Here is a 25,567-nt window from a genome sequence, read left to right on the forward strand (position 1 = left end):
GGTCAAAATACCAGCTAAGGTCTTGATTTCATTGAAAAAAAGTGTTGGCCCCTTGTCCCGGGTCGGATATTCCTGCTACAGTGCAAAAAAGTGCAATTAAGTGGTGAGAAGTGCCATCACCACCGTGTTTGGATTGTCACGGCAGGGAAATCGCGTGTTTCAAGGGGCTTCATCGCTGAGTCTGGATGCCAAGGGGCGGCTGTCCGTGCCGACCCGGCATCGTGACGTCCTGCTCGCCACGGCCCAGGGCCAGCTGACGATCACCAAGCACCCGCACGGCTGCCTGATGGTGTTTCCGCGCCCGGAGTGGGAGAAATTTCGCGAGCGCATCGCCCAGCTGCCCATGTCGGCCCAGTGGTGGAAGCGCATCTTCCTGGGCAACGCGATGGACGTGGACATGGACGGCACCGGCCGCGTGCTGGTGTCGCCCGAGCTGCGCGCGGCCGCCGGCCTGGTGCGCGAGACCATGCTGCTGGGCATGGGCGATCACTTCGAGCTGTGGGACAAGGCTGCCTACGAAGCCAAGGAGGCCGAGGCGATGCAGGAGCCGATGCCGGCGGTGTTCGAGGACTTTGCGTTTTGAAGGCTGGGCGGTGAACACATGGTCGCACACCACCGTCCTGCTGAACGAAGCCGTCGAAGCCCTGGTTTCGGACCCGCGGGGCTGCTACGTGGACGCGACCTTCGGGCGCGGCGGGCACGCGCGGCGCATCCTGCAGCAACTGGCGCCCGGTGGGCGCCTGATTGCTTTCGACAAGGACCCGGAGGCGGTGGCCGAAGCCGCCCGCATGGGGGACCCGCGCCTGGAGATGCGCCACCAGGGTTTCGCGGCGCTGGGCGAGCTGCCCCCGGCGAGCGTGGCCGGGGTCTTGCTGGACTTGGGGATCAGCTCGCCGCAAATCGACAACCCCGAGCGGGGTTTTTCTTTTCGTGCCGACGGCCCGCTGGACATGCGCATGGACCCCTCGCGGGGCCAGAGCGCGGCCGACTGGCTGGCGGTGGCATCCCAGCAGCAGATCGCGGAGGTGATTCGTGACTACGGCGAAGAACGGTTTGCTGTCGCCATTGCAAAGGCGATTGTCGCGCGTCGGCAAGCGGGTCATCCCGTGGCCCGCACCCTGGAATTCGCCGAGCTCGTCGCCGGCGCGGTCCGCACTCGCGAGCCGGGTCAGCACCCTGCGACGCGCACCTTCCAGGCTGTTCGGATTTTCGTCAACGCCGAGCTTGAAGAGCTCCGGCAGGCGCTAGAAGCGAGTCTGCACGTGCTGCAACCCGACGGCCGCCTGGTGGTGATCAGCTTCCATTCGCTGGAAGACCGCATCGCCAAGCAGTTCATCGCCCGCCACGCGCACGCCGAGGTCGACCGCCGCGCGCCCTTTGCCGAGCCGGCGCCCACGCTGCTGCGCGCGCTGGGCCGCGTGCGCCCGGGCGCCGCCGAGGTGGCCGCCAACCCGCGCGCGCGCAGCGCCATCATGCGGGTGGCCGAGCGCACCGATGTGGCCGTCAGCGCAGTGGGCAAGCGTGGGGGCGGCCACGAGCCGCCGCCGGGCCGCCCCAAGGCGGTGAGCGCCCCCTTGGGGGGCAGCGCAGCACGCGCAGCGGCGAAGCGTGGGGGCTCCGTTTCATCATGACGAGGCTGTCCATCGTCCTTTTGGCCGCCCTGATGTTCTCGGCCATGTACCTGGTCAAGGTGCAGTACGAATCGCGCCAGCTCGTGATGCAGATCGAGCGTGCCCGTGCCGAGGCCCGCACCCTGGCCACGCAGCGGCGCCAGCTGGAAGTCGAAAAGCGCGCCCAGGCCACGTCGCTGCGCGTGGAGCGGCTGGCGCACGACAAGCTGGCCATGCGTCCGGTGACGCCGGCCATCACCGAGTACGTCACGCCGGGCGCCGCGCGGCCGGCGCCGGCGGGGAGCCGGCCATGAAGAGCATCCGCTACACCTCCAGCCCCCTGCTGGCCTCGCGCACGCCGGTGTGGCGCAGCAAGTTCATCGTCGCCGGGCTGGCCGTGGCCTTCCTGGGCCTGACGGGGCGGGCGGCCTACGTGCAGGTGTTCGGCAATGCCTTCTTCCAGAAGCAGGGCGATCAGCGCGTGCTGCGCACGCTCGAGCTGCCCGCCAGCCGCGGCCGCATCTTCGACCGCAACGGCCTGCTGCTGGCCTCCAGCGTGGTGGCGCCCAGCATCTGGGCCATCCCGGAAGACGTCAAGGCCGACGAGGGCGAGCTGCGTCAGCTGGCCAAGCTGCTGAACATGCCGCTGAAGGACTTGCAGCACAAGCTGGGCGAGGAAGATCGCAGCTTCGTGTGGATCAAGCGGCAGGTCGACCAGTCGGTGGCCCAGCAGATCGCCGACCTGAAGATCGCCGGCATCCACCAGCGCAAGGAATACAAGCGCGTGTACCCCGAGGGCGAGGCGGCGGCGCACGTGATCGGCTTCACCGACGTCGAGAACAAGGGCCTGGAGGGCGTCGAGCGCTCGTTCGACCGGCGCCTGGCCGGCCGCGAGGGCTCGCGCCGCGTCATCAAGGACCGGCTGGGCCGCGTGGTCGAGGAGGTGGGCGAGGAGGTGCCGCCCGTCGACGGCCAGGACATCCAGCTGTCGATCGACTCCAAGATCCAGTTCTTCGCCTACCAGAAGGTGCGCGACGCGGTGGTGGCCCACAAGGCCAAGTCCGGCAGCGTGGTGGTGCTCGACTCGGTGACCGGCGAGGTGCTGGCGCTGGCCAACTACCCCAGCTATGCGCCGGACGACCGCCGCCACCTGTCGGGCGCGCAGCTGCGCAACATCGCGCTGACGGACACCTTCGAGCCGGGCTCGGTGATGAAGCCCATCACCGTGGCCACCGCGCTGGAGCTGGGCCGCGTCACGCCGCAGACCCTGATCAACACCTCGCCGGGCAGCTACCAGCTCGACCGCTACACGGTGCGCGACACGCACAACTACGGCACGTTGACGGTGGAAGGCGTGATCCAGAAGTCCAGCAACATCGGTGCGCTGAAGATCGCGCAGCGACTCAGCCCCAAGGAGATGTGGAACGTCTACACGGCGCTGGGCTACGGACGCAAGCCCGAGCTGGACTTTCCGGGCGCGGCCACCGGCCGCCTGCGTCCGTGGAAGAGCTGGAAGCCGGTCGAGCAGGCCACCATGGCCTACGGCTACGGCCTGTCCGGCTCTCTGTTCCAGATGGTGCATTCGTACACCGCGCTGGCGCACGACGGCACCGTCATCCCGGCCACCCTGCTGCGCAGCACCGAGGGCCAGCCGGCGGCGGGCATGCGGGTGTTCTCGGCCAAGACCGCGAGCGATGTGCGCAAGATGCTGCACCTGGTGACCGGCCCCGGCGGCACCGGCCAGCTTGCGCAGACGGTGGGCTACTCGGTGGGCGGCAAGACCGGCACCGCGCGCAAGCAGCAGGGCAAGGGTTACGCCGCGCACAAGTACCGCGCCTGGTTCGTCGGCATCGCGCCGATCGAGCAGCCGCGCATCATCGTCGGCGTGATGGTCGACGAGCCCAGCAACGGCACCTACTTCGGCGGCACGGTGGCGGCGCCGGTGTTCAGCGACGTGGTGCAGCAGACCCTGCGCATCAAGGGCGTGCCGCCGGACATGGCGGTCAAGCCCGAGATCCTGACGCAGAAGGTCGAGGAGTCCTTCTGACATGACGCCGCTGCACACGCCCCAGGACGCCGCGCGCTGGCTGCACCAGCACGTGCGCGGGCGCCTGCACACCGACAGCCGCCAGGTCGCGCCGGGCGACGGCTTCATCGCCTGGCCGGGCGCGGCCACCGACGGCCGGCGCTTCGTCGGCGCGGCGCTGGCGCAGGGCGCCACGGCCTGCCTGGTGGAGCGCGAGGGCGCCGAGCCCTTTGGCTTCGACCAGCCCGCCGTGGCCAGCTACGCAGCGCTCAAGGCCGCCAGCGGGCCGATTGCCGCGGCCTACTATGGCGAGCCCTCGCGAGACGTGTCGGTGGTGGCCGTCACCGGCACCAACGGCAAGACCTCGTCGGCCTGGTGGCTGGCCTGGGCACTATCAAAATTAGAGCTTTCGGCGTTTTCCCCGAGTGCGCTGGTGGGCACTTTGGGCGTGGGCCGGCCGGACCGCCTGAGCACCACCGGCCTGACCACGCCCGACCCGGTGCTGCTGCAGCGCAGCCTGCGCGAGTTCGCCGACGGCGGCGTCAAGTCCTGCGTGATGGAAGCCTCGTCCATCGGCATTGCCGAGCACCGGCTGGACGGCACCGCCATCCGCGTGGCCATGTTCACCAACCTCACGCAGGACCACCTGGACTACCACGGCAGCATGGACGCCTACTGGGCGGCCAAGGCGGTGCTGTTCGACTGGTCCGGCCTGCAGGCGGCGGTCGTCAACATCGACGACCCGCGCGGCGCGCAACTGGCGCTGCACACCCGCGCGCGCGGGCTGGAGGTGTGGACGGTGTCGCTGCACCAGCCGGCACGCCTGCAGGCGCAGGATGTGCGCTACGGCGCGCACGGCCTGCGCTGGACGCTGTGCGAGGGCGCGCAAACGCAGGTGCTGGACACCGCCCTGGTGGGTGAATACAACGTCTCCAACATGCTGGGCGTGCTGGCCGCCCTGCGTGCGCTGGGCGTGCCGCTGGCGGACGCGGCCCACGTCTGCGCCGACCTGCCCGCCGTGCCCGGCCGCATGGAGCGCATCGAGGCCGGCCGTGGGCGGGCGGCGCCGTTGGTCGTGGTCGACTACGCGCACACGCCCGACGCGCTGGACAAGGCCCTGGCCGCGCTGCGCCCGCTGGCCGCCGAGCGCGGCGGCCGCCTGTGCTGCGTGTTCGGCTGCGGCGGCAACCGCGACCCCGGCAAGCGCCCGCTGATGGGCGCGGCCGTGCAGGCCGGCGCCGACCGCGTGGTGGTGACCAGCGACAACCCGCGCCTGGAGCCGCCCCAGGCCATCATCGACGACATCCTGCGCGGCGTGCAGCGTGGCGCCGCGGTGCTGGTCGAACCCGACCGTGCCCGCGCCATCGCCACCGCGGTGGCGCAGGCCGACGCGCGCGACGTGGTGCTGATTGCCGGCAAGGGCCACGAGGACTACCAGGACGCGGGTGGCGTCAAGACGCCGTTCTCCGATCAGGCGCAGGCGCGCCAGGCCCTGGACGCGTGGTTGGCCCAAGGAGCGGCTGCATGAGCGAAACATCCATGCAGTGGTCCCTGCAGGACGCCGCGCGCGGCCTGTCGCAGGCGCGCGTGCTGGGCGACGGCGCGGTGCGCATCGCGCGCGTGCACAGCGACACGCGCAGCCTGCGGGCCGGCGACCTGTTCGTGGCCCTGAAGGGCGAGCACTTCGACGCCACGCAATTTTTGGGCGAGGCCGCGGCCAAGGGCGCCGCCGCCGTGCTGTGCGACGCCACGGCCCAGGCGCCACTGGCCGCCAGCGGCCTGCCCGGCATCCTGGTGCCCGACGCGCGGGTGGCCCTGGGCGAGCTGGCGCGGGCCTGGCGCCGGCGCTTTGCGGGGCCTTTGATCGCCGTCACCGGCAGCAACGGCAAGACCACCGTCACGCAGATGATCGCCGCCATGCTGCGCGCCTGGCAGGGCGACGCGGCGCTGGCCACCGAGGGCAATTTCAACAACGACATCGGTCTGCCGCTGACCCTGCTGCGCCTGCGCCCGCAGCACCGCGTGGCGGTGGTCGAGCTGGGCATGAACCACCCGGGCGAGATCGCCCAGCTGGCCGCCATCGCCGAGCCGACGGTGGCCCTGGTCAACAACGCGCAGCGCGAGCACCAGGAGTTCATGGCCACGGTCGAGGCGGTGGCGCGCGAGAACGGCGCGGTGCTGGCGCAGCTGGGCGCGGGCGGCGTGGCCGTTTTTCCGGCGGGAGATCCCTACACCAGCGTGTGGCAGGCCTTGTCCGGCGCGCGCACGCAGCTCCTGTTTGGCGAGCAAAACCAGGGCGCGCAGGTGTTCCTGCAGCAGGCCCGCTGGCAGCTGGATCATTGGCAGGCGGGCGCCGCCACGCCGGCCGGCGCGCTCGCCTTCGATCTGCACGTGGCCGGCCCCCACAACCTGCGCAATGCCCTGGCGGCGCTGGCCTGCGCGCAGGCCGCGGGGGCGCCGCTGGCGGCGCTGGCGCAGGGCCTGAGCGACTTCCGGCCGGTGCGCGGGCGCTCGCGCACCGTGCTGCTGCGCTGGCGCGGCCGCGCGCTCACGCTGATCGACGACACCTACAACGCCAACCCGGATTCGGTGCGCGCGCTGATCGACGTGCTGGCCGAGCTGCCCGGCCCGCGCCTTCTGGTGCTGGGCGACATGGGCGAGGTGGGCACGCAGGGGCCGGCTTTTCATGCCGAGGTGGGCGCCTATGCGCGCGCGCGCGGCATCGAGCATCTGCTGGCGCATGGCGCGCTGGCCATCCACGCGGCCATGGCCTTTGGCGGCAGCCATTTCGACGACATCGAGCGCCTGCAGGCGGCCGTGCGCACGCATCTCAACACCTGCGCCAGCGTGGCCGTCAAGGGCTCGCGCTTCATGCGCATGGAGCGCGTGGTCCAGGCCCTCGCGCAGGCCGGCGAGTCGACCCCGGAGGGCACCCATGCTGCTTGAACTGGCCGCCTGGCTGCAGAAGATGTCGCCCGAGCTGGGGTTCTTCCGGGTCTTCCAGTACCTGACGTTTCGCGCCGTGATGGCGGCCATGACGGCGCTGCTGATCGGCATCGTGGCGGGGCCGTGGGTGATCCGCAAGCTGACCGCGCTGAAGATCGGCCAGCCGGTGCGCGAATACGCCATGCAGACGCACCTGGTCAAGAGCGGCACGCCCACCATGGGCGGCGTGCTGATCCTGATCGCGATTGCCGTGTCGGTGCTGCTGTGGGCCGACTGGTCCAACCGCTTTATCTGGATCGTGATGCTGGTGACCCTGGGCTTCGGCGCCATCGGCTGGGTGGACGACTGGCGCAAGGTGGTGCGCAAGGACCCGGAGGGCATGCGCTCGCGCGAGAAGTATTTCTGGCAGTCGCTCATCGGGCTGCTGGCGGCGTTCTCGCTGGTGTTCAGCATCTCCGAGGGCACCAACGTGCGCGCCTGGGAGCTGTTCACGCAATGGGTCGGCTCGGGCTTCTCGGTCGACCTGCCGCACGCCGCGGGCCTGCTGCTGCCCTTCTTCAAGGAGGTCAGCTACCCGCTGGGCGTGCTGGGCTTCGTGATCCTGAGCTACCTGGTCATCGTCGGCTCCAGCAACGCGGTCAACCTGACCGACGGGCTGGACGGCCTGGCCATCATGCCGGTGATCATGGTGGGCTCGGCGCTGGGCGTGTTCGCCTACGTCACGGGCAACGCGTTCTACGCCAAGTACCTGCTGTTCCCGCACATTCCGGGCACGGGCGAGCTGCTGATCTTCTGCGCCGCCATGGCCGGCGCCGGGCTGGCTTTCTTGTGGTTCAACGCGCATCCGGCGCAGGTGTTCATGGGCGACGTGGGCGCGCTGGCGCTGGGCGGCGCCCTGGGCACCATCGCCGTCATCGTGCGCCAGGAGATCGTGCTGGCCATCATGGGCGGCATCTTCGTGGTCGAGGCGATCTCGGTCATGGCCCAGGTGAGCTGGTTCAAGTTCACCAAGCGCCGCTACGGCGAAGGCCGGCGCCTGCTCAAGATGGCGCCGCTGCACCACCACTTCGAGAAAAGCGGCTGGGCCGAGACCCAGGTGGTGGTGCGCTTCTGGATCATCACCATGCTGCTGTGCCTGGTGGGCCTGTCGTCGCTGAAGCTGAGGTGATGCGATGACCGGCCTGTTCACCGATCTGCACGTGCTCATCCTGGGCCTGGGCCAGTCCGGTCTGGCGATGGCGCGCTGGTGCGCGCGCCAGGGCGCGCGCGTGACGGTGGCCGACACGCGCGCCCAGCCGCCGCAGCTCGCCCTGCTGCACCAGGCGGTGCCCGAGGCCCGTTTCGTTGCCGGGCCACTGACGGCGGCGCTGCTGGACGACGCCTCGCTGCGCGCGGTCTACCGCAGCCCGGGCCTGGCGCCGGCCAGCCTGGCGGGCCTGATGGCGGCGGCGCAGGAGCGCGCGCTGCCGGTGGGCGGCGAGCTGGACCTGTTCACCCAGGGGTTGGCGCAGCTGCGCGCCGAGCAGGACTACGCCCCGGTGGTGCTGGCCGTGACCGGCACCAACGGCAAGACCACGGTGACCGCGCTCACCGGCCAGCTGGTGCAGCGCGCCGGCAAGAGCGTGGCGGTGGCCGGCAACATCGGCCCCAGCCTGCTGGACACCCTGCAGGAGCGCATCGACGCGCAGGCGCTGCCCGAGGTCTGGGTGCTGGAGCTGTCGAGCTTTCAGCTCGACGCCGCGCACGGCTTCGAGCCGACGGCGGCGACGGTGCTCAACATCACGCAAGACCATCTGGACTGGCATGGCGACATGGCGGCCTACGCAGCGGCCAAGGCCAAGGTGTTCGGCGCCGCGGCAACGATGGTGCTCAACCGCGACGATCCGCGGGTGGCCGCCATGCGCCCGGCGCCCGCAGCCAAGGCGGCGAAGGGGCCGCGCCCGCCGGCCCGCGGTGTGCTGGGTTTTGGCGCCGGCATGCCGGCGGCGCCCGGCGACTTCGGCATCGAGCTGGTCGGTGGCATGGCCTGGCTGGTGCGGGCGCTGGAGGCCGACGAAACCCAGCGCCGGCGCAAGGACGACGCCGAGCCCGAGCTGCATCTGCAGCGCCTGATGCCGGAAGGCGCCCTGCGCATCCGCGGCCGGCACAACGCGGTCAATGCGCTGGCCGCGCTGGCGCTGGCCGTCAGCGGCGGCTGCGCGCTGGGCCCGATGCTCTACGGCCTGCGCGAGTACCGCGGCGAGCCGCACCGCGTCGAGTCGATCGGCGTGCTGGACGGCGTGGAGTATTTCGACGACAGCAAGGGCACCAACGTGGGCGCCACCGTGGCCGCGCTGCAGGGCCTGGGCGCCGAGCGCCGCGTGGTGGTGATCCTGGGCGGCGACGGCAAGGGGCAGGACTTCGCGCCGCTGGCCGAGCCGGTGGCGCGCTTTGCCCGCGCCGCGGTCCTGATCGGGCGCGACGGCCCGGCCATCGGCCAGGCGCTGCAGGGCACCGGGGTGCCGCAGGCGTCGGCCGCGACGCTGGAGGACGCCGTGGCCCAGGCGCGTGAGCGCGCGCAGCCGGGCGACGCGGTGCTGCTGTCGCCGGCCTGCGCCAGCCTGGACATGTTCCGCGACTACGCGCACCGCGCCGAGGTGTTCCGCGCCGCCGTCACGGCCATGGCGCACGACGCCGGCGTCGAGCTGGAGGTGATCCCGTGAGCGCGGTCGGCAAGCTGGCGGGCCTGGCCGGCGGCAGGCGGCGCCGCGCCGAGGCGGCGCGCGAAGGCGCGCTGCCGGTGCGCATCGGCGGCAGCGAGTTCGCGCGTACCACCAGCACGCCCTCGCGCGTGCTCGGTTTTGACCAGGCCCTGATCTGGGTGTGCGTGGCGCTGCTGGCCTTCGGCATCGTGATGGTGTATTCGGCCAGCATCGCGCTGCCCGACAACCCGCGCTTCGCCCGCTATTCGCCCTATCACTTCGTGGGGCGCCACACCATGTGGATCGCGCTGTCGCTGGTGGCGGCGCTGGTGGCGTTCCAGGTGCGCATGGACTGGTGGGAGAAGATGGCGCGGCCGCTGTTCCTGGTCTCGCTGGCGCTGCTGATCGCGGTGCTGATCCCGCACGTCGGCAGCGTGGTCAACGGCGCGCGCCGCTGGATCGGCTTCGGGCCGATCAACTTCCAGCCCTCGGAGCTGGCCAAGATCGCCATCCTGCTCTACGCCGCCGACTACATGGTGCGCAAGATGGAGGTCAAGGAGCGCTTTTTCCGCGCCGTGCTGCCGATGGCGGTGGCCATCGGCGTGGTCGGCTCGCTGCTGCTGGCGCAGCCGGACATGGGCGCCTTCATGGTGATCGCGGTGATCGCCATGGGCATCCTGTTCCTGGGCGGCGTCAACGCGCGCATGTTCTTCGTCATCGCCACCATCCTGGTGGCCGCCTTCGCCGCCATGATCTGGACCTCGCCATGGCGGCGCGCACGCATCTTCGCCTACCTCGACCCGTTCAGCGAGGACCACGCGCTGGGCAAGGGCTACCAGCTGTCGCACGCGCTGATCGCCATCGGCCGCGGCGAGGTCTTCGGCGTCGGCCTGGGCGGCAGCATCGAGAAGCTGCACTGGCTGCCCGAGGCGCACACCGACTTCCTGCTGTCGGTCATCGGCGAGGAGTTCGGCCTGGTGGGCCTGACCTGCGTGATCTTCCTGTTCTTCTGGCTCACCCGCCGCATCATGGGCATCGGGCGGCAGGCCATCGCGCTGGACCGCGTGTTCTCCGGCCTGGTGGCGCAGGGCGTGGGCCTGTGGCTGGGTTTCCAGGCCTTCATCAACATCGGCGTCAACCTGGGCGCGCTGCCCACCAAGGGGCTGACGCTGCCCTTCATGAGCTACGGCGGCTCGGCCATCATGGCCAACCTGGTGGCGATCGCCATCGTGATGCGGGTGGATGCCGAAAACCGCCAGCTCATGCGTGGAGGCCGCGCATGAGCCAGCATTGCGCCTTGGTGATGGCGGGCGGCACGGGTGGCCACATCTTCCCGGGCCTGGCCGTGGCCGATGCACTGCGCGAGCGGGGCTGGCGCGTGCACTGGCTGGGCGCGCCGGGCAGCATGGAGCAGCAGCTGGTGCCACCGCGCGGCTTTGCCTTCGAGGCCATCGACTTCGGCGGTGTGCGCGGCAAGGGCCTGCTGACGCTGGCCTTGCTGCCGCTGCGCCTGCTGCGGGCGTTCGGGCAAAGCATCCAGGTGGTGCGCCGCGTGCGGCCCGACGTGCTGGTGGGGCTGGGCGGCTACATCACCTTTCCGGGCGCGCTGATGGGCGTGGCGCTGGGCCGGCCGTTGGTACTGCACGAGCAGAACTCGGTGCCGGGCCTGGCCAACAAGGTGCTGGCTGGCCTGGCCGACCGCGTGTTCACCGCGTTTCCCGGCGTGCTGGCCAAGGCCCGGCGTGTGCAGTGGGTGGGCAACCCGCTGCGCGCCGAGTTCACCCAGGTGCCCGATCCGGCGGCGCGCTTTGCCGGCCGCAGCGGGCCGCTGCGCCTGCTGGTGGTGGGCGGCAGCCTGGGCGCGCAGGCGCTCAACACCGTGGTGCCCCAGGCGCTGGCCCGGCTGCCGGCTGAACAGCGCCCGATCGTCACCCACCAAAGCGGCGCCAAGCAGATCGACGCGCTGCGCGCCAACTACCAGGCCGCCGGCGTCGAGGCCGACTTGCGGCCCTTCATCGACGACATGGCCCGCGCCTACGCCGAGGCCGATTTGGTCATTTGCCGCGCCGGCGCCACCACCGTCAGCGAGATCGCCGCCGTGGGCGCCGCCGCGCTGTTCGTGCCCTTTCCGCACGCGGTGGACGACCACCAGAGCGCCAACGCCCGTTTCCTGGTCGACCAGGACGCCGGCTGGCTGGTCCAGCAGGCCGACCTGACCGTTGAGCGATTGATGGAAGTACTACAAAAAATGGAGCGCCCCGCGCTGTTGCAGCGCGCGCTGAAGGCCAAAACCATGCAAAAACTGACGGCCACGCGCGAGATCGTGGCCGCATGCGAGGAGCTGGCCGCATGAAGCACGCCATCCGCCACATCCACTTCGTCGGCATCGGCGGCTCGGGCATGAGCGGCATCGCCGAGGTGCTGCACAACCTGGGCTACGTGGTCTCCGGCTCCGACCTGGCCGATGGCGCCATGCTGCGCCGCCTGGCCGGCCTGGGCATCCAGAACTTCGTCGGCCACGCCGCCGAGCACGTGGCCGGCGCCGACGCGGTGGTCACCTCCACCGCGGTCAAGGCCGACAACCCCGAGGTGCTGGCCGCGCGCGCGCGCCGCATCCCGGTGGTGCCGCGCGCCATCATGCTGGCCGAGCTGATGCGCCTGAAGCAGGGCATCGCCATTGCCGGCACGCACGGCAAGACGACCACCACCAGCCTGGTGGCCAGCGTGCTGGCCGAGGCGGGGCTGGACCCTACCTTCGTCATCGGCGGGCGCCTGAACAGCGCCGGCACCAACGCCCGCCTGGGCGCGGGCGACTACATCGTGGTGGAGGCCGACGAGTCGGACGCGTCCTTCCTCAACCTCTCGCCGGTGCTGGCGGTGGTGACCAACATCGACGCCGACCACATGGAGACCTACGGGCACGACTTCGGCCGGCTGGAAAAGGCCTTCGTCGACTTTCTCGGGCGCCTGCCCTTCTACGGCACCGCCATCCTGTGCCTGGAGAGCCCGGCGGTGCGCGCCATCGTCGAGCAGGTCACCAGCCCCATCACCACCTACGGCTTCGGCGAGGACGCCCAGGTGCGCGCGGTGGACGTGCGCGCGATGGCCGGGCAGATGCACTTCACGGTGCAGCGGCGCAACGGCGTGCGGCTGCCCGACCTGCCGGTGGTGCTGAACCTGGCGGGCGAGCACAACGTGCTCAACGCCCTGTCGGCCATCGCGGTGGCCGTCGAGCTGAACATTCCCGACGCGGCGGTGCAGAAGGCGCTGGCCGAGTTCAAGGGCGTGGGCCGGCGCTTCCAGCGTTATGGCGAGCTGCCGGCCGTGGGCGGCGGGCGCTTCACCCTGATCGACGACTACGGCCACCACCCGGCCGAGATGGCCGCCACGCTGGCGGCCGCGCGCGGCGCCTTTCCGGGCCGCCGCCTGGTGCTGGCCTTCCAGCCGCACCGCTACACCCGCACGCGCGATTGCTTCGACGACTTCGTCAAGGTCATCGGCCGTGCCGACGCGGTCTTGCTGACCGAGGTCTACGCCGCTGGCGAGGAGCCGATCGTGGCGGCCGACGGCCGCGCGCTGGCGCGCGCGCTGCGCGTGGCCGGCCAGGTGGAACCCGTTTTCGTGGAGGACGTGGCGGAGCTGCCCGCGCAGCTGATCGCGCAGGCGCGCGATGGCGACGTGGTGATGTGCATGGGCGCGGGATCGATTGGTGGCATTTCGGCGAAAGTCGTTGATTTGCTACAAAAATCTGAGCATAATCGGGGCTCATCGTGATGACCATGCAGCAACCCGACCTTCAGTTTGGAAAAGTGGCCGTGCTGATGGGTGGACGCTCGGCGGAACGCGAGGTTTCGCTGATGTCCGGCCAGGGTGTTCTGGCGGCCTTGCGCGCGCGCGGCGTCGATGCCCACGCCTTCGATCCGGCCGAACGCTCGATGGATGAGCTGAGGCGCGATGGCTTCGCGCGCTGCTTCATCGCGCTGCACGGCCGCTACGGCGAGGATGGCACGGTGCAGGGCGCGCTGGAGCTGCTGGGCATCCCCTACACCGGCGCCGGCGTGCTGGCCTCCAGCCTGGCCATCGACAAGATCATGACCAAGCGCGCGTGGCTGGCCGAGGGCCTGCCCACGCCGCGCCACGTGCTGCTGCACCGCGGCCAGCACGATGCCGCGCGCCTGCAGGCCGTGGTGGCCGAGCTGGGCCTGCCGCTGATCGTCAAGCCCTCGCGCGAGGGCTCCTCGATCGGGCTGACCAAGGTGACGCGCGCCGAGCAGATGTCAGCGGCCGTGGCCACCGCCGCCCGGCTGGACGCCGACGTCCTGTGCGAGCAGTTCATCGCCGGCGACGAGGTGACCTGCTCCATCCTGGGCACGGGCGAGGGCGCGCGGGCCCTGCCGGTGATCCATATCGTGGCGCCCGAGGGCAACTACGACTATCAAAACAAGTACTTCACCGACGTCACCGAATACCGCGTGCCCTGTGATTTGCCGCCCGGCGAGGAGGCGGCCATCCAGGCGCTGGTGCTCAAGGCCTACCGCGTGCTGGGCTGCCGCGGCTGGGGCCGCCTGGACGTGATGATCGACGCCGCCACGCGCAAACCCTGGCTGCTGGAGCTCAACACCTCGCCCGGCATGACCGGCCATTCGCTGGTGCCGATGGCGGCCAAGGCGGCGGGCATCGGCTACCCCGAGCTGTGCCTGCAGGTGCTGGCCGACGCCGGGCTGGACTACCCGGCGGGAGGGGAGCGATGAGCTCGTCCCTGGCGCTGCCGTTCGACGTGCGGCTGATGAACTTCACCACCGCGGTGCTGGTGTCCGGCCTGCTGCTGGCCGGCGTGGCCGCGGGCCTGTGGTGGGTGCTGCGCAGCCCCATGTTCACCATCGGCCAGATCACGGTGACGGGCGACACCCAGCACGTCAGCCGCGCCAGCCTGCGCGCCAGCGTGGAGCCGCGCCTGTCGGGCAACTTCTTCACGCTCGACCTGGGCGCCGTCCAGGCGGCGTTCCAGCAGGTGCCCTGGGTGCGCCAGGCCACCGTGCGGCGCGAGTTCCCCAACCACCTGGCGGTGCAACTGCACGAATACGTGCCGGTGGCGCAATGGGGCGAGGGCGACACGCACCTGGTCGACGGGCAGGGCAAGGTGTTCGAGGTGGCCGACTTCGACGGCGCCGACTCGGACCTGCCGACGCTGCTGGGCCCCGAGGGCCAGGCGCCCGCGGTGCTGGCCATGTACCGCGCGCTGGGGCCCCTGGTGGCGCCGCTGGACACCACGATCGACAGCCTGGAGCTGGAGCCGCGCGGCCACTGGCACGCCACCCTGGCCAGCGGCGCGGCCATCGAGCTGGGCCAGGGCGATGAGCCGGTGCTGGCGGAGCGCCTGACCCAGTTCGCCACCACGGCCCGGGAGGTGGCGGCGCGCCACCAGCGCACGGTGGCGGACATCGAGACGGCCGACCTGCGCCACGTGGGAGGGTACGCGCTGCGCCTGCGCGGCGTCACCACGATGCAGGCGGCCGACCCACGCGCGAAACGTTGAGACGGCGGCAAACGGGCAACGACAGGTAGAACAATGGCAAAAGAGTTCAAGGATTTGATCGTCGGGCTGGACATCGGCACCGCCAAGATCATGGTGGTGGTGGCCGAGGTGCTGCCCGGCGGCGATCTGCGCCTGGCGGGCCTGGGCAGCGCGCCCAGCCATGGGCTCAAGCGCGGCGTGGTGGTCAACATCGACGCCACCGTCGCCAGCATCCAGCAGGCCCTGAAGGAGGCCGAGTTGATGGCCGACTGCAAGATCGGCCGCGTCTACACCGGCATCACCGGCAGCCACATTCGCGGGTTCAACTCCAGCGGCATGGTGGCGGTGCGCAGCAAGGAGGTCTCGCCCTCGGACGTGATGCACGTGGTCGATGCCGCCAAGACCATCAACATCTCCAGCGACCAGCGCCTGCTGCTGGTCGAGCCGCAGGAATTCATCATCGACGGCCAGGACGTGCGCGAGCCCGTGGGCATGAGCGGCATGCGCCTGGAGGCCAAGGTGCACATCGTCACCGGCGCGCAGAGCGCGGCCGAGAACATCGTCAAGTGCGTGCGCCGCTGCGGGCTGGAGGTGGACCAGCTGCTGCTCAACCCGCTGGCCTCCAGCCACGCCGTGCTGACCGACGACGAGCGCGAGCTGGGCGTGGTGTGCGTGGACATCGGCGCCGGCACCACCGACGTGGCCATCTTCACCGGCGGCTCCATCCGCCACACCGCGGTGGTGCCGATCGCGGGCGACCTGATCACCAGCGACATCGCCATGGCGCTGCGCACGCCCACCATGGACGCCGAGGACATCAAGGTGGCCCACGGCTGCGCCAAGCAGCTGCTGGCCGAGGCCGACACCCAGGTCGAGGTGCCGGGCCTGGGCGACCGCACGCCGCGCCTGCTGTCCAAGCAGGCGCTGGCCGGCGTGATCGAGCCGCGCGTGGAAGAGATCTTCCAGCTCGTGCAGCAGGTGATCCGCGACTCGGGCTTCGAGGAGGTGCTGTCCTCCGGCGTGGTCATCACCGGCGGCAGCTCGGTGATGCCCGGCATGGTCGAGCTGGGCGAGGACATCTTCCTCAAGCCCGTGCGCCGCGGCGCGCCCAAGTATTCGCGCGCGCTGTCCGACATGGTGGCCCAGCCGCGCTCGGCCACCGTCATGGGCCTGCTGGAGGAGGCGCGGCTGGCGCGCCTGCGCGGCTTCAAGGTGGCGCAAAAGGCCGGCACCATGAAGTCGGCCCTGGGCCGCATCAAGGAATTCATCGTGGGGAACTTCTGACCATGCACCGACCCAAGCACGGCGCCCTGGTGCCCCCCATTCCCCCGCCCTGGCCGAGTACGGTGCCGCCCTCGTGAGGGGCGGCGCACCCAGGGGTTCGCTAGGCATCTATCAGTTTTATTCAAAAAAATCGTTTTTCCAAGGCAACTGCAGGCACGTTAAGGAGTACATCATGAGCATCGAGATGATTGAAACCGAGAGCTTCAACTCGGGCACCCAGATCAAGGTCATCGGCGTCGGCGGCGGCGGCGGCAACGCCGTCGACCACATGATCGAGCGCCACGTGCAGGGCGTGGAGTTCATCTGCGCCAACACCGATGCTCAGGCGCTGTCGCGCGTGCTGGCGCAGTCCATCATCCAGCTGGGCGCCACCGGCCTGGGCGCGGGCAGCAAGCCCGACAAGGGGCGCGAGGCCGCCGAGGCCGCGGCCGACGACATCCGCCAGGCCATCCGCGGCGCGCACATGCTGTTCATCACCGCCGGCATGGGCGGCGGCACCGGCACCGGCGCGGCGCCCGTCATCGCGCGCATCGCCAAGGACATGGGCATCCTCACCGTGGGCGTGGTCACCAAGCCTTTCGACTGGGAGGGCGGCCGGCGCATGACCAACGCCGAGGCCGGCCTGGCCGAGCTGGAGTCCAACGTCGATTCGCTGATCGTCGTGCTCAACGACAAGCTGCTCGAGGTGCTGGGCGACGACATCACCCAGGACGAGGCCTTCGCCCAGGCCAACGACGTGCTCAAGAACGCCGTCGGCGGCATCGCCGAGATCATCAACGACTACGGCCACATCAACGTCGACTTCGAGGACGTGCGCACCGTGATGGGCGAGCCCGGCAAGGCCATGATGGGCACGGCCACCGCCAGCGGCCCCGACCGCGCCCGCATCGCCGCCGAGCAGGCCCTGGCCTGCCCGCTGCTGGAGGGCATCGACCTGTCGGGCGCCAAGGGCGTGCTGGTGCTGATGACCGCGGCCAAGGGCAGCTTCAAGCTGAGCGAGTCGCAGGCGGCCATGCGCACCATTCGCGAGTACGCCTCGCCCGATGCCCACGTGGTCTACGGCGCCGCCTACGACGACGCGCTGGGCGACGATTTGCGCGTGACGGTGGTGGCGACGGGCCTGTCGCGCCATGGCGCCGGCCGGCGCCAGCCGATCACCGTGGTGCAGGGCGGCCTGCGCACCGGCACCGACAACGTGCCCTTCACGATGGCTGGCATGGCCGCCGCGCCGACCGGCACGCGCATGGCCGGTGGCCAGGCGGGCTACGACCCGGCCATCGTGCCGCGCGTGTGGACCTCGCCGCGCACCATGGACCGCAGCCACGCCGCGGCGCGCGTCGATGCCCTGTCCTCGGGCGGCATGGACGACGTGGAGATCCCGGCCTTCCTGCGCAAGCAGGCAGATTGATTGGGCTCGCCCTCTGGCCGGGGAAACCCCGGCCAGGGGCCACACGCATGGCCTGCTCCGCGGCCTTCGGAGCCATCCAGCACGCGCTGGGCTACAAAACTAAAATAAGCCCTCTATGCTCGCCCAACGCACCCTCAAGGCCCTGACCCGCGCGGTGGGCGTGGGCCTGCACAGCGGGGAGCGGGTGGAGCTGACGCTGCGCCCCGCGCCGCCCGACACCGGCATCGTGTTTCGCCGTGTCGATCTGCCCCAGCCCGTCGACATCCCCGTCAATGCGCAGTCGGTGACCGACACGCGCCTGGCCTCCACCATCTCCCGCGGCGACGCCAAGGTGCGCACCATCGAGCACCTGATGTCGGCCTGCGCCGGCCTGGGCCTGGACAACCTGTACATCGACATCACCGCCGAGGAGGTGCCGATCCTCGACGGCTCGGCCTCGTCCTTCGTCTACCTGCTGCAAAGCGCGGGCATCGAGCTGCAGAAGGCGCCCAAGAAATTCCTGCGGGTGCTTAAGGCCATCGAGGTGCGCGAGGGCGAGGGCGAGCAGCTCAAGTGGGCGCTTCTCACGCCGCACCACGGCTTCACGCTCAGCTTCGAGATCGAGTTTCACCACCCGGCGGTGGACGCCACCGGCCAGCGCGTCGCGTTCGACATGGGCTCGGGTCGGTACAGCCGCGACATCGCGCGCGCGCGCACCTTCGCCTTCTCGCGCGACGTCGAGACCATGCGCGCCAACGGCCTGGCGCTGGGCGGCGGGCTGGACAATGCCATCGTGATGGACGACACCAAGGTGCTCAACGCCGACGGCCTGCGCTATGCGGAGGAGTTCGCCAAGCACAAAATCCTGGATGCCATTGGCGACCTGTACTGCATCGGCCACCCCATGCTGGCGGCCTACAGCGCCTTTCGATCCGGCCACGCGCTCAACAACCAGTTGCTGCGCGCCCTGCTGGCGCAGGCCGATGCCTGGGAGCTGGTCAGTTTCGAGCACGCGCGCCAGGCGCCGGCGGGCTTTGCCGAGCTGGCGCGGGCCTGGTAGGGCGCGCGCGCATCGGCCGGCCTGAACTGCCGTGGCGCTGTTTCGCTTCTTGGTCCTGTTGGCCCTGCTGGCCGCCGCCGTCAGCTACGGGCTGTTCGCCCTCACGGGCCAGCAGCGGCATCGCCAGCGCGGCTGGCTGATCCTGAAATGGACCTTGCTGGTGGTCTTCGGCTTTTTTGCCGTGTTGTTCGTGCAGCAGCTGTGGCCACGCACGTGACCGGCGCCTATCCTTTTTTTGACATGAACTCGACCCCTTTCCCGCTCGATTTGCCGGCCCTGCACGCCCGTCTGCTTGCCTCGGCGCCGCTGGTGCAGGCCATCACTAACACGGTGGTGCAGCAGTTCAGCGCCAACGTGCTGCTGGCGGCGGGCGCCGCGCCGGCCATGATCGACCACGAGGCCGATGCGGCGCAGTTCGCCGGCGTGGCCGACGGCATCCTCATCAACCTGGGCACCGCCAGCAACCACCAGCTGCTGGCGGCGGATGCCGCGATCAGCGTGGCCGGCGAGACGGGCAAGCCCTGGGTGCTGGACCCGGTGAGCGTGGGTGTGGTGGCCTTTCGCACCCTCAAGATCCGGCAGGCCGCCGCGGCGCGGCCCACGGTGGTGCGCGGCAATGCGTCGGAGATCGCGGCACTGGCGGGTGCCGGTGCCGGGGGCCGTGGCGTGGACTCGACCGACGAGGTCGATGCCGTGCTGCCGGCGGCCATCCGCCTGGCGCAGGCCACGGGCGGCGTGGTGGCCGTGTCGGGCGCGCGCGACGCGGTGGTGGCCGTGGATGGCGCGCAGGTGCGCATCGCCCGCATCGGCGGCGGCCATGCGCTGATGCCCAAGGTGGTCGGCATGGGCTGCTCGCTGGGCGCGCTGGTCGTGGCCTACCTGGCGGCGGGCCGCGCCCTGGGCGGCGAACGGCGGGCGGGAGACTGGGCGGCTACGGTGGCGGCGGCCGGCGCGCAGGCGGCGGGGCCGGGCAGCTTCCAGGTGGCGTTTGTCGATGCGCTGCATGCGCTGCGCGCCAGCGACCTGGCGCGCGTCGACGTGCAGGTTGAGGCGCTGACGATCTGAGCAGCAAGGCGCACCCGGCCATGGACGCGCGCTGGAGCGGGATCGATCCCCGCCTGTATTTCGTCACCGACACCGGCCTGTGCGCGCGTGCCGGCCGCACGGTGGCGCAGACGGTGGCGGCGGCGGTGGCCGGTGGCGCGGGCATCGTGCAGGTGCGCGACAAGGCGTTGGACGACGCGGCCTTCGCGCAGCTCACGCGGCAGGTGCTGGCGGCCGTGCAGGCCGCCACGCGCGGCAGCGGGCGGCGCGTGCCGGTGGTCGTCAACGACCGGGTGGCGGTGGCGCGGCAACTGCTGGACGAAGGCCGGGACGTGCACATCCACGTCGGCCAGGGTGATTGGCCGGTGGCCGAGGTGCGGCGGGTTCTGGGCCCGGGGCCGCTGCTCGGCCTGTCGGCCGCCACCGCGGCGCAGTGCGCGGCGGCGCGGGCCTGCGGAGGGGTCGATCTGATTGGCCTCTCGCCCGCCTTCGATACGGCCACCAAGCCGGACGCCGGCGCGGGCCTGGGCCTGGACGGTGTGCGCGCCCTGGCCGCGCAGGCCGGCTTGCCCAGTGTCGCCATCGGCGGCATCGACGTGGCGCGCGCGGCCCTGTTGCGCGGCAGCGGGGTGGCCGGGGTGTGCGTGGTGTCGGCCATTTGCTGCGCGGCCGATCCGCAGGCGACGGCCAGCGCGCTCTACGCGGCGTTCGCGGGTGGCGCGTTGCCCTGAGATTCGACGCGGCTGCCGTGGCGGCAGGCCTCGGGCGTCTGCCCGGTCCAGAGCCGGAAGGCGCGGGCAAAGCTCTTGTCGCTGCCAAAGCCCACTTCAAGGGCGATCTGCTTGATGGGGCGCTGGCTGCGCTGCAGCAGCTCGACGGCGCGCGCCCGGCGCTGTTCGTCCTTGATGGCCTGCAAGGCCACGCCCTCGGTCGCCAGCTGCCGGTGCAGGCTGCGGGGCGACAGCGCCAGCGCGGCCGCCAGCGACTCGGCGGTGTGCGCCAGGTCGGCCTGCAGCAGCTGGCGTACCCGCAGCGCCAGCAGGCGGTCACGCCGGTAAGGGCGCACCATCAACGGCAGGGCGCGATGCAGCATCTGGTCGAGCGCGGCGCTGTCGCGGCGCAGCGGCAGGTCGAGGTAGCGGGCGTCGAAACGCAGGGCGGCCGCGGGCGCGTCGAACACGACCGGGCCGGGAAACAGCGTGGCGTAGACCGCGGCGTGCGGCGGCGCGGCAAAGGGAAACTCGGCCGACTGCAGCGGAATGCGCGAGTCGATCCACCAGCAGGCCAGGCCATGCACGTTGCGCAGCAGCGAGAGCAGGGCGAACTCGCGCGGCGCCGTGGCCGGCAGCCGGTCGGCCAATTGCACGCTGGCGCGCTCGCCGGCCACCGCCAGGCGCAACTGCACGTCGCAGGTCAGCAGGCCATGGTGGCGGCACCAGCGCGCCAGCGCCACGCCCAGCGTGGGCGCGCCCTGCGAGGCGCGCGCCAGCATGCCGTAGCTGCCCCAGGGCAGGCGGCGGTGAAACCACCCCGGCGCCTCGTCGTCCAGTTCCTGCATGGCGGCAAAGCACAGGCGCTCGAACTGCAGGGCGCTGACGCACTCGGCCTCGGTGGCCTCGCGTGTCCCGACAGGTGTCGTGATTTGTGCCTTGGCCAGGGCGCCATCGGCACTCAGGCCGCGCTGCACGTAGGCTTGAACGATGGCCTGGACGAATGCCATGGGCGTGCCGGCGTGTGCCGCGGTGCCGGGCGTGGCCCCCGATCGATGGAGTGACGTCATGAACGATGGCTGGATTTGCAACCATTTTGTCATTTCACCCGCGGCCTGGGCGGCGTAAGCTGCGGCCGACCTGCGCAAGTCGCGCGTACGATGAACCGCGCGCGCCAAGCCGAGTGGAGACAAGCATCATGAGTACCCAGAAAACCTTCACCCAGAGTTACGCCCAGGGCGCGACCAGCCCGGCGCTGATCGAGCAGACCATCGGCGCCTTCTTCGACGACATGGTGGCGCGCCACCCCGAGCGCGAGGCGCTGGTGGCCGTGCACCAGCAGCGCCGCTACACCTACCGCGCGCTGCAGGCCGAGGCCCATCGCCTGGCCAGCGCGCTGCTGGGGCTGGGCCTGGCGCCGGGCGACCGCATCGGCATCTGGTCGCACAACAACGCCGAATGGGTGCTGATGCAGCTGGCCACCGCCAAGGCGGGGCTGGTGCTGGTCAACATCAACCCGGCCTACCGCACGGCCGAGGTGGAATACGCGCTCAACAAGGTGGGCTGCAAGGCGCTGGTCACCATGCCGCGCTTCAAGACCAGCGACTACCTGGGCATGCTGCGCGAGCTGCGTGCCGCGCAGGCCCTGCCGCAGCTGCAGCACGCGATCTGGATCGACGTGGCGGGCGAGGGCGCGGAGGAGCCGGGCTTCATGCGCTTTTCCGATCTGATGAAGACCGGCGACCCGCAAGACGCGCGCCTGCCGCAGGTGGCGCGCCTGCTGCACAACCGGGACGCCATCAACATCCAGTTCACCAGCGGCACCACCGGCTTTCCCAAGGGCGCCACGCTGACGCACCGCAACATCCTGAACAACGGATTCTTCATCGGCGAGGCGATGCGGCTGACCGAGCGCGACCGCCTGTGCATCCCCGTACCGCTGTACCACTGCTTCGGCATGGTGCTGGGCAACCTGGCGGTGCTGACGCACGGCGCCTGCATCGTCTACCCCAACGACGCGTTCGAGCCGCTGTCGGTGCTGCAGACGGTGCAGGACGAAAAATGCACCGGCCTGCACGGCGTGCCCACCATGTTCATCGCCGAGCTGGACCACCCGCGCTTCAAGGAGTTCGACCTTTCCAGCCTGCGCACCGGCATCATGGCCGGCAGCCCCTGCCCGATCGAGGTGATGAAGCGCGTGCAGTCCGAGATGAACATGGGCGAGGTGACCATCGCCTACGGCATGACCGAGACCTCGCCCGTCAGTTGCCAGAGCAGCACCGACACCCCGCTGGACAAGCGCGTGTCCACCGTCGGGCTGGTGCAGCCGCACCTGGAGATCAAGATCATCGACCCCGACAGCGGCCGGATCGTGCCGGTGGGCGAACGCGGCGAGTTCTGCACCAAGGGCTATTCGGTGATGCAGGGCTATTGGGAAGACCCGGCGCGCACGGCGGAGGCCATCGACGCCGAGGGCTGGATGCACACGGGCGACCTGGCCACCATGGACGAGGGCGGCTACGTCAACATCGTCGGCCGCATCAAGGACATGGTGATCCGCGGCGGCGAGAACGTCTATCCGCGCGAGATCGAGGAGTTTCTGTACCGCCACCCCAAGGTGCAGGACGTGCAGGTGGTGGGCCTGCCCGATGCGAAGTACGGCGAGGAGCTGTGTGCCTGGATCATCGCCAAGCCGGGCCAGTCGCTGGACGAAGACGAGGTGCGCGCCTTCTGCAAGGGCAAGATCGCACACTACAAGGTGCCGCGCTACATCCGGTTCGTCGACGCATTTCCGATGACGGTGACGGGCAAGATCCAGAAGTTCAAGATTCGCGAGGCAATGGTGCGCGAGCTTGGGATTTCCGAGCAAAAAACGGCTTGAGCCGGCATAAAACAAGCGCGGAAAGCTATTCAATTCATAGTAAAGGTCATCCATGCCCGTCATTCAATCCAGGCTCAATCCCCGCTCGGCCGACTTTCAGGCCAACGCCGACGCGATGCGCGCGCTGGTGGCCGACCTGAACGCGCAGGTGGCCAAGGCCGGGCAGGGCGGCGGCGAGGCTGCGCGCAAGAAGCACATGGACCGGGGCAAGCTGCTGCCGCGCGTGCGCGTGCAGATGCTGCTGGACCCGGGCACGCCCTTCCTGGAGATCGCGCCGCTGGCCGCGCTGCACATGTACCCCGACCGCGACGGCTCGGACGCGGCGCCGGCGGCGGGGCTGGTGGCCGGCATCGGCCGCGTGTCGGGCGTGGACTGCATGATCGTCTGCAACGACGCCACGGTGAAGGGCGGCACCTACTACCCGATGACGGTCAAGAAGCATCTGCGCGCGCAGGAGATCGCGCAGCAGAACCGCCTGCCCTGCATCTACCTGGTCGATTCGGGCGGCGCCAACCTGCCCAACCAGGACGAGGTCTTCCCCGACCGCGACCACTTCGGCCGCATCTTCTACAACCAGGCCAACCTGAGCGCGCAGGGCATCGCGCAGATCGCGGTCGTCATGGGCTCGTGCACGGCCGGCGGCGCCTACGTGCCGGCCATGAGCGACGAGACCATCATCGTCAAGAACCAGGGCACCATCTTTCTGGGCGGCCCGCCGCTGGTCAAGGCCGCCACCGGCGAGGTGGTCAGCAGCGAGGACCTGGGCGGCGGCGACGTGCACACGCGCCTGTCGGGCGTGGCCGACCACCTGGCGCAAAACGACACGCACGCGCTGGCGCTGGCGCGCGAGGTGGTGGCGCACCTGAACCACACCAAGACGCGCGCCGGCGCGCTGCAGCCGCCCGTGGCGCCCCGGTACGCCGCCGAGGAACTGCACGGCGTGATCCCGACCGATGCGCGCAAGCCCTTCGACGTGCGCGAGATCATCGCCCGCATCGTCGACGGCAGCGAGTTCCAGGAATTCAAGGCGCGCTTCGGCGCCACGCTGGTGTGCGGCTTCGCGCACATCGAGGGCATGCCGGTGGGCATCGTGGCCAACAACGGCATCCTGTTTTCCGAATCGGCGCAAAAGGGCGCGCACTTCATCGAGCTGTGCTGCCAGCGCAAGATCCCGCTCGTCTTTTTGCAGAACATCACCGGCTTCATGGTCGGCCGCAAGTACGAGAACGAAGGCATCGCGCGCCATGGCGCCAAGCTGGTCACCGCCGTGGCGACGGCCAACGTGCCCAAGTTCACCATCATCATCGGCGGCAGCTTCGGCGCCGGCAACTACGGCATGTGCGGGCGCGCCTACAGCCCGCGCTTTCTGTGGATGTGGCCCAACGCGCGCATCAGCGTGATGGGCGGCGAGCAGGCTGCCAGCGTGCTGGCCACCGTCAAGCGCGACGGCATCGAGGCCAAGGGCGGTCAATGGCCGGCCGAGGAAGAGGAAGCCTTCAAGGCCCCGATCCGCCAGCAGTACGAACACCAGGGCCACCCTTACTACGCCACCGCGCGCCTGTGGGACGACGGCATCATCGACCCCGCCGACACGCGCCGCGTGCTGGCGCTGGGCCTGTCGGCGGCGCAGAACGCGCCGATCGATGACGTCCGGTTTGGCGTTTTCCGCATGTAATGTGTATGATGTGTTCGTAAATAAGATTTTATACACATCATGCGAACCAACATCGATATCGATGACGACTTGCTCGTCAAGGCCATGCAGGCGGGCCCCTACACCACCAAGAAAGAGACGGTGGAGGCGGGCCTGCGCCTGCTGGCACGCCAGGCCGCCTACCGCGAAATCCTCAAGTGGGAAGGCAAGCTCAAGTGGGAGGGCGACGAAGCCATCGACTGGACCAAGCCCGCCGTCGATCAGGGTGGCGAGCCTGCGCGCCTGCTGACCGTGCAGGAGCCGCAGCCCACCTATCCCGTGACCCGCACGCGCGCCAAACCCGCGCCCACCAACAAGGCAACGCGCCGTGCTGGTCGTTGACTCCAGCGTCTGGATCGACTTCTTCAACGCGCGTGACACGGCGGCGCGGGCCGAGCTGCGCCGCCTGCTGGATGACGGCCACACCCGCCTGGTGGTGCCTGACCTGGTGCTGTACGAGGTGCTGCGCGGCTTTCGCGACGAGCGCACGCTACGCCAGGCGCGCCTGCTGCTGCTCACGCTCAGCGTCGAGCCCTGCGGCGGCGAGGGCATCGCGCAGGCTGCCGCCGAGCACTACCGCCAGTTGCGCGCGCGCGGCATCACCATTCGCAGCAGCATCGACGTGCTGGTGGCCGCGTTCTGCATCGAAAACGGCTACCTGCTGCTGCACAGCGACCGTGATTTTCACGCCCTGGCTGCGTACCGCGGCCTGCGCGTGTGGGGGCATTGA

General features: G+C 70.3%; 24 protein-coding genes. 23 read left to right on the plus strand and 1 reads right to left on the minus strand.

The window, feature by feature from the left end:
• Positions 1 to 154: 154 nt before the first annotated feature.
• The 19 genes from mraZ (at position 155) to thiE (ending at position 20,284) form a co-directional block, all read left to right on the plus strand.
• Positions 155 to 583: a division/cell wall cluster transcriptional repressor MraZ gene (mraZ, locus tag H6927_05610; GenBank protein MCP5217572.1), complete on the plus strand. Its 429-nt coding sequence runs from the start codon at positions 155 to 157 to the stop codon at positions 581 to 583.
• Positions 584 to 593: 10 nt separating this feature from the next.
• A complete protein-coding gene (gene rsmH / locus H6927_05615) occupies positions 594 to 1,631 on the plus strand; it encodes a 16S rRNA (cytosine(1402)-N(4))-methyltransferase RsmH (protein MCP5217573.1) in 1,038 nt (345 codons plus the stop codon).
• Positions 1,628 to 1,924, plus strand: coding sequence for a cell division protein FtsL (ftsL, locus tag H6927_05620; protein ID MCP5217574.1), 297 nt, complete (start codon positions 1,628 to 1,630; stop codon positions 1,922 to 1,924). The genes rsmH and ftsL overlap by 4 nt, the downstream gene beginning before the upstream one ends.
• Positions 1,921 to 3,657, plus strand: coding sequence for a penicillin-binding protein 2 (locus tag H6927_05625; protein ID MCP5217575.1), 1,737 nt, complete (start codon positions 1,921 to 1,923; stop codon positions 3,655 to 3,657). Before ftsL ends, H6927_05625 begins: the two co-directional genes overlap by 4 nt.
• 1 nt (position 3,658) lies before the next feature.
• On the plus strand, positions 3,659 to 5,164 hold the full coding sequence (locus H6927_05630; protein ID MCP5217576.1) for a UDP-N-acetylmuramoyl-L-alanyl-D-glutamate--2,6-diaminopimelate ligase: 1,506 nt from the start codon (positions 3,659 to 3,661) through the stop codon (positions 5,162 to 5,164).
• Positions 5,161 to 6,582 (plus strand): UDP-N-acetylmuramoyl-tripeptide--D-alanyl-D-alanine ligase, encoded by a 1,422-nt coding sequence (gene murF / locus H6927_05635; protein ID MCP5217577.1) that lies wholly within the window; start codon positions 5,161 to 5,163, stop codon positions 6,580 to 6,582. Before H6927_05630 ends, murF begins: the two co-directional genes overlap by 4 nt.
• Positions 6,572 to 7,750 carry a phospho-N-acetylmuramoyl-pentapeptide-transferase gene (locus tag H6927_05640; GenBank protein MCP5217578.1) on the plus strand — a complete coding sequence of 393 codons (1,179 nt, stop codon included), beginning with the start codon at positions 6,572 to 6,574 and terminating at the stop codon, positions 7,748 to 7,750. The genes murF and H6927_05640 overlap by 11 nt, the downstream gene beginning before the upstream one ends.
• Positions 7,751 to 7,754: 4 nt before the next feature.
• Positions 7,755 to 9,284, plus strand: a complete 1,530-nt coding sequence (locus tag H6927_05645; GenBank protein ID MCP5217579.1) for a UDP-N-acetylmuramoyl-L-alanine--D-glutamate ligase — start codon at positions 7,755 to 7,757, stop codon at positions 9,282 to 9,284.
• A gap of 71 nt (positions 9,285 to 9,355) precedes the next feature.
• On the plus strand, positions 9,356 to 10,546 hold the full coding sequence (gene ftsW, locus H6927_05650) for a putative lipid II flippase FtsW (GenBank protein MCP5217580.1): 1,191 nt from the start codon (positions 9,356 to 9,358) through the stop codon (positions 10,544 to 10,546).
• A complete protein-coding gene (gene murG / locus H6927_05655) occupies positions 10,543 to 11,616 on the plus strand; it encodes an undecaprenyldiphospho-muramoylpentapeptide beta-N-acetylglucosaminyltransferase (protein ID MCP5217581.1) in 1,074 nt (357 codons plus the stop codon). Before ftsW ends, murG begins: the two co-directional genes overlap by 4 nt.
• Positions 11,613 to 13,037: a UDP-N-acetylmuramate--L-alanine ligase gene (locus tag H6927_05660; protein MCP5217582.1), complete on the plus strand. Its 1,425-nt coding sequence runs from the start codon at positions 11,613 to 11,615 to the stop codon at positions 13,035 to 13,037. The genes murG and H6927_05660 overlap by 4 nt, the downstream gene beginning before the upstream one ends.
• 5 nt (positions 13,038 to 13,042) lie before the next feature.
• A complete protein-coding gene (locus H6927_05665) occupies positions 13,043 to 14,014 on the plus strand; it encodes a D-alanine--D-alanine ligase (protein MCP5217583.1) in 972 nt (323 codons plus the stop codon).
• Positions 14,011 to 14,799 (plus strand): FtsQ-type POTRA domain-containing protein, encoded by a 789-nt coding sequence (locus H6927_05670; protein ID MCP5217584.1) that lies wholly within the window; start codon positions 14,011 to 14,013, stop codon positions 14,797 to 14,799. The genes H6927_05665 and H6927_05670 overlap by 4 nt, the downstream gene beginning before the upstream one ends.
• 33 nt (positions 14,800 to 14,832) lie before the next feature.
• Positions 14,833 to 16,062, plus strand: a complete 1,230-nt coding sequence (gene ftsA / locus H6927_05675; GenBank protein MCP5217585.1) for a cell division protein FtsA — start codon at positions 14,833 to 14,835, stop codon at positions 16,060 to 16,062.
• Positions 16,063 to 16,234: 172 nt separating this feature from the next.
• Positions 16,235 to 17,470 carry a cell division protein FtsZ gene (gene ftsZ / locus H6927_05680; GenBank protein MCP5217586.1) on the plus strand — a complete coding sequence of 412 codons (1,236 nt, stop codon included), beginning with the start codon at positions 16,235 to 16,237 and terminating at the stop codon, positions 17,468 to 17,470.
• Between the two features lie 115 nt (positions 17,471 to 17,585).
• Complete coding sequence (locus H6927_05685) at positions 17,586 to 18,509, plus strand: UDP-3-O-acyl-N-acetylglucosamine deacetylase (GenBank protein MCP5217587.1); 924 nt, start codon at positions 17,586 to 17,588, stop codon at positions 18,507 to 18,509.
• A 31-nt stretch (positions 18,510 to 18,540) separates the two neighbouring features.
• Positions 18,541 to 18,726, plus strand: coding sequence for a hypothetical protein (locus H6927_05690; GenBank protein ID MCP5217588.1), 186 nt, complete (start codon positions 18,541 to 18,543; stop codon positions 18,724 to 18,726).
• A gap of 23 nt (positions 18,727 to 18,749) precedes the next feature.
• The gene (thiM, locus tag H6927_05695) at positions 18,750 to 19,574 is read left to right on the plus strand and encodes a hydroxyethylthiazole kinase (GenBank protein ID MCP5217589.1); all 825 of its coding nucleotides are present in this window, start codon (positions 18,750 to 18,752) and stop codon (positions 19,572 to 19,574) included.
• A 20-nt stretch (positions 19,575 to 19,594) separates the two neighbouring features.
• Positions 19,595 to 20,284 (plus strand): thiamine phosphate synthase, encoded by a 690-nt coding sequence (gene thiE / locus H6927_05700; protein ID MCP5217590.1) that lies wholly within the window; start codon positions 19,595 to 19,597, stop codon positions 20,282 to 20,284.
• Here thiE and H6927_05705 read toward each other — a convergent pair.
• The gene (locus H6927_05705) at positions 20,251 to 21,333 is read right to left on the minus strand and encodes an AraC family transcriptional regulator (GenBank protein MCP5217591.1); all 1,083 of its coding nucleotides are present in this window, start codon (positions 21,331 to 21,333) and stop codon (positions 20,251 to 20,253) included. The genes thiE and H6927_05705 overlap by 34 nt on opposite strands.
• Positions 21,334 to 21,461: 128 nt before the next feature.
• Between H6927_05705 and H6927_05710 the strand changes: the two genes are divergently transcribed.
• The 4 genes from H6927_05710 to H6927_05725 are packed head-to-tail and all read left to right on the plus strand — an operon-like array spanning position 21,462 to position 25,567.
• The gene (locus tag H6927_05710) at positions 21,462 to 23,144 is read left to right on the plus strand and encodes an AMP-binding protein (protein ID MCP5217592.1); all 1,683 of its coding nucleotides are present in this window, start codon (positions 21,462 to 21,464) and stop codon (positions 23,142 to 23,144) included.
• 52 nt (positions 23,145 to 23,196) lie between these two features.
• Positions 23,197 to 24,819: a methylcrotonoyl-CoA carboxylase gene (locus tag H6927_05715; protein ID MCP5217593.1), complete on the plus strand. Its 1,623-nt coding sequence runs from the start codon at positions 23,197 to 23,199 to the stop codon at positions 24,817 to 24,819.
• A gap of 39 nt (positions 24,820 to 24,858) precedes the next feature.
• Entirely contained in the window at positions 24,859 to 25,179 is a 321-nt protein-coding gene (locus H6927_05720) for a type II toxin-antitoxin system VapB family antitoxin (GenBank protein MCP5217594.1), read from the plus strand.
• Complete coding sequence (locus H6927_05725; GenBank protein MCP5217595.1) at positions 25,166 to 25,567, plus strand: PIN domain nuclease; 402 nt, start codon at positions 25,166 to 25,168, stop codon at positions 25,565 to 25,567. Before H6927_05720 ends, H6927_05725 begins: the two co-directional genes overlap by 14 nt.

The sequence above is a fragment of the Burkholderiaceae bacterium genome (assembly GCA_024235995.1).
GTDB lineage: Bacteria > Pseudomonadota > Gammaproteobacteria > Burkholderiales > Burkholderiaceae_C > Ottowia.

What these genes read in the sequence shown, in the direction of transcription:
- ftsL (MCP5217574.1), top strand. Translation starts at nt 1,628, where the DNA reads ATGACGAGGCTGTCCATCGTCCTTTTGGCCGCCCTGATGTTCTCGGCC.
- H6927_05625 (MCP5217575.1), top strand. Translation starts at nt 1,921, where the DNA reads ATGAAGAGCATCCGCTACACCTCCAGCCCCCTGCTGGCCTCGCGCACG.
- H6927_05630 (MCP5217576.1), top strand. Translation starts at nt 3,659, where the DNA reads ATGACGCCGCTGCACACGCCCCAGGACGCCGCGCGCTGGCTGCACCAG.
- murF (MCP5217577.1), top strand. Translation starts at nt 5,161, where the DNA reads ATGAGCGAAACATCCATGCAGTGGTCCCTGCAGGACGCCGCGCGCGGC.
- H6927_05640 (MCP5217578.1), top strand. Translation starts at nt 6,572, where the DNA reads ATGCTGCTTGAACTGGCCGCCTGGCTGCAGAAGATGTCGCCCGAGCTG.
- H6927_05645 (MCP5217579.1), top strand. Translation starts at nt 7,755, where the DNA reads ATGACCGGCCTGTTCACCGATCTGCACGTGCTCATCCTGGGCCTGGGC.
- murG (MCP5217581.1), top strand. Translation starts at nt 10,543, where the DNA reads ATGAGCCAGCATTGCGCCTTGGTGATGGCGGGCGGCACGGGTGGCCAC.
- H6927_05660 (MCP5217582.1), top strand. Translation starts at nt 11,613, where the DNA reads ATGAAGCACGCCATCCGCCACATCCACTTCGTCGGCATCGGCGGCTCG.
- H6927_05665 (MCP5217583.1), top strand. Translation starts at nt 13,043, where the DNA reads ATGCAGCAACCCGACCTTCAGTTTGGAAAAGTGGCCGTGCTGATGGGT.
- H6927_05670 (MCP5217584.1), top strand. Translation starts at nt 14,011, where the DNA reads ATGAGCTCGTCCCTGGCGCTGCCGTTCGACGTGCGGCTGATGAACTTC.
- ftsA (MCP5217585.1), top strand. Translation starts at nt 14,833, where the DNA reads ATGGCAAAAGAGTTCAAGGATTTGATCGTCGGGCTGGACATCGGCACC.
- ftsZ (MCP5217586.1), top strand. Translation starts at nt 16,235, where the DNA reads ATGAGCATCGAGATGATTGAAACCGAGAGCTTCAACTCGGGCACCCAG.
- H6927_05685 (MCP5217587.1), top strand. Translation starts at nt 17,586, where the DNA reads ATGCTCGCCCAACGCACCCTCAAGGCCCTGACCCGCGCGGTGGGCGTG.
- thiM (MCP5217589.1), top strand. Translation starts at nt 18,750, where the DNA reads ATGAACTCGACCCCTTTCCCGCTCGATTTGCCGGCCCTGCACGCCCGT.
- thiE (MCP5217590.1), top strand. Translation starts at nt 19,595, where the DNA reads ATGGACGCGCGCTGGAGCGGGATCGATCCCCGCCTGTATTTCGTCACC.
- H6927_05705 (MCP5217591.1), bottom strand. Translation starts at nt 21,333, where the DNA reads ATGACGTCACTCCATCGATCGGGGGCCACGCCCGGCACCGCGGCACAC.
- H6927_05710 (MCP5217592.1), top strand. Translation starts at nt 21,462, where the DNA reads ATGAGTACCCAGAAAACCTTCACCCAGAGTTACGCCCAGGGCGCGACC.
- H6927_05715 (MCP5217593.1), top strand. Translation starts at nt 23,197, where the DNA reads ATGCCCGTCATTCAATCCAGGCTCAATCCCCGCTCGGCCGACTTTCAG.
- H6927_05720 (MCP5217594.1), top strand. Translation starts at nt 24,859, where the DNA reads ATGCGAACCAACATCGATATCGATGACGACTTGCTCGTCAAGGCCATG.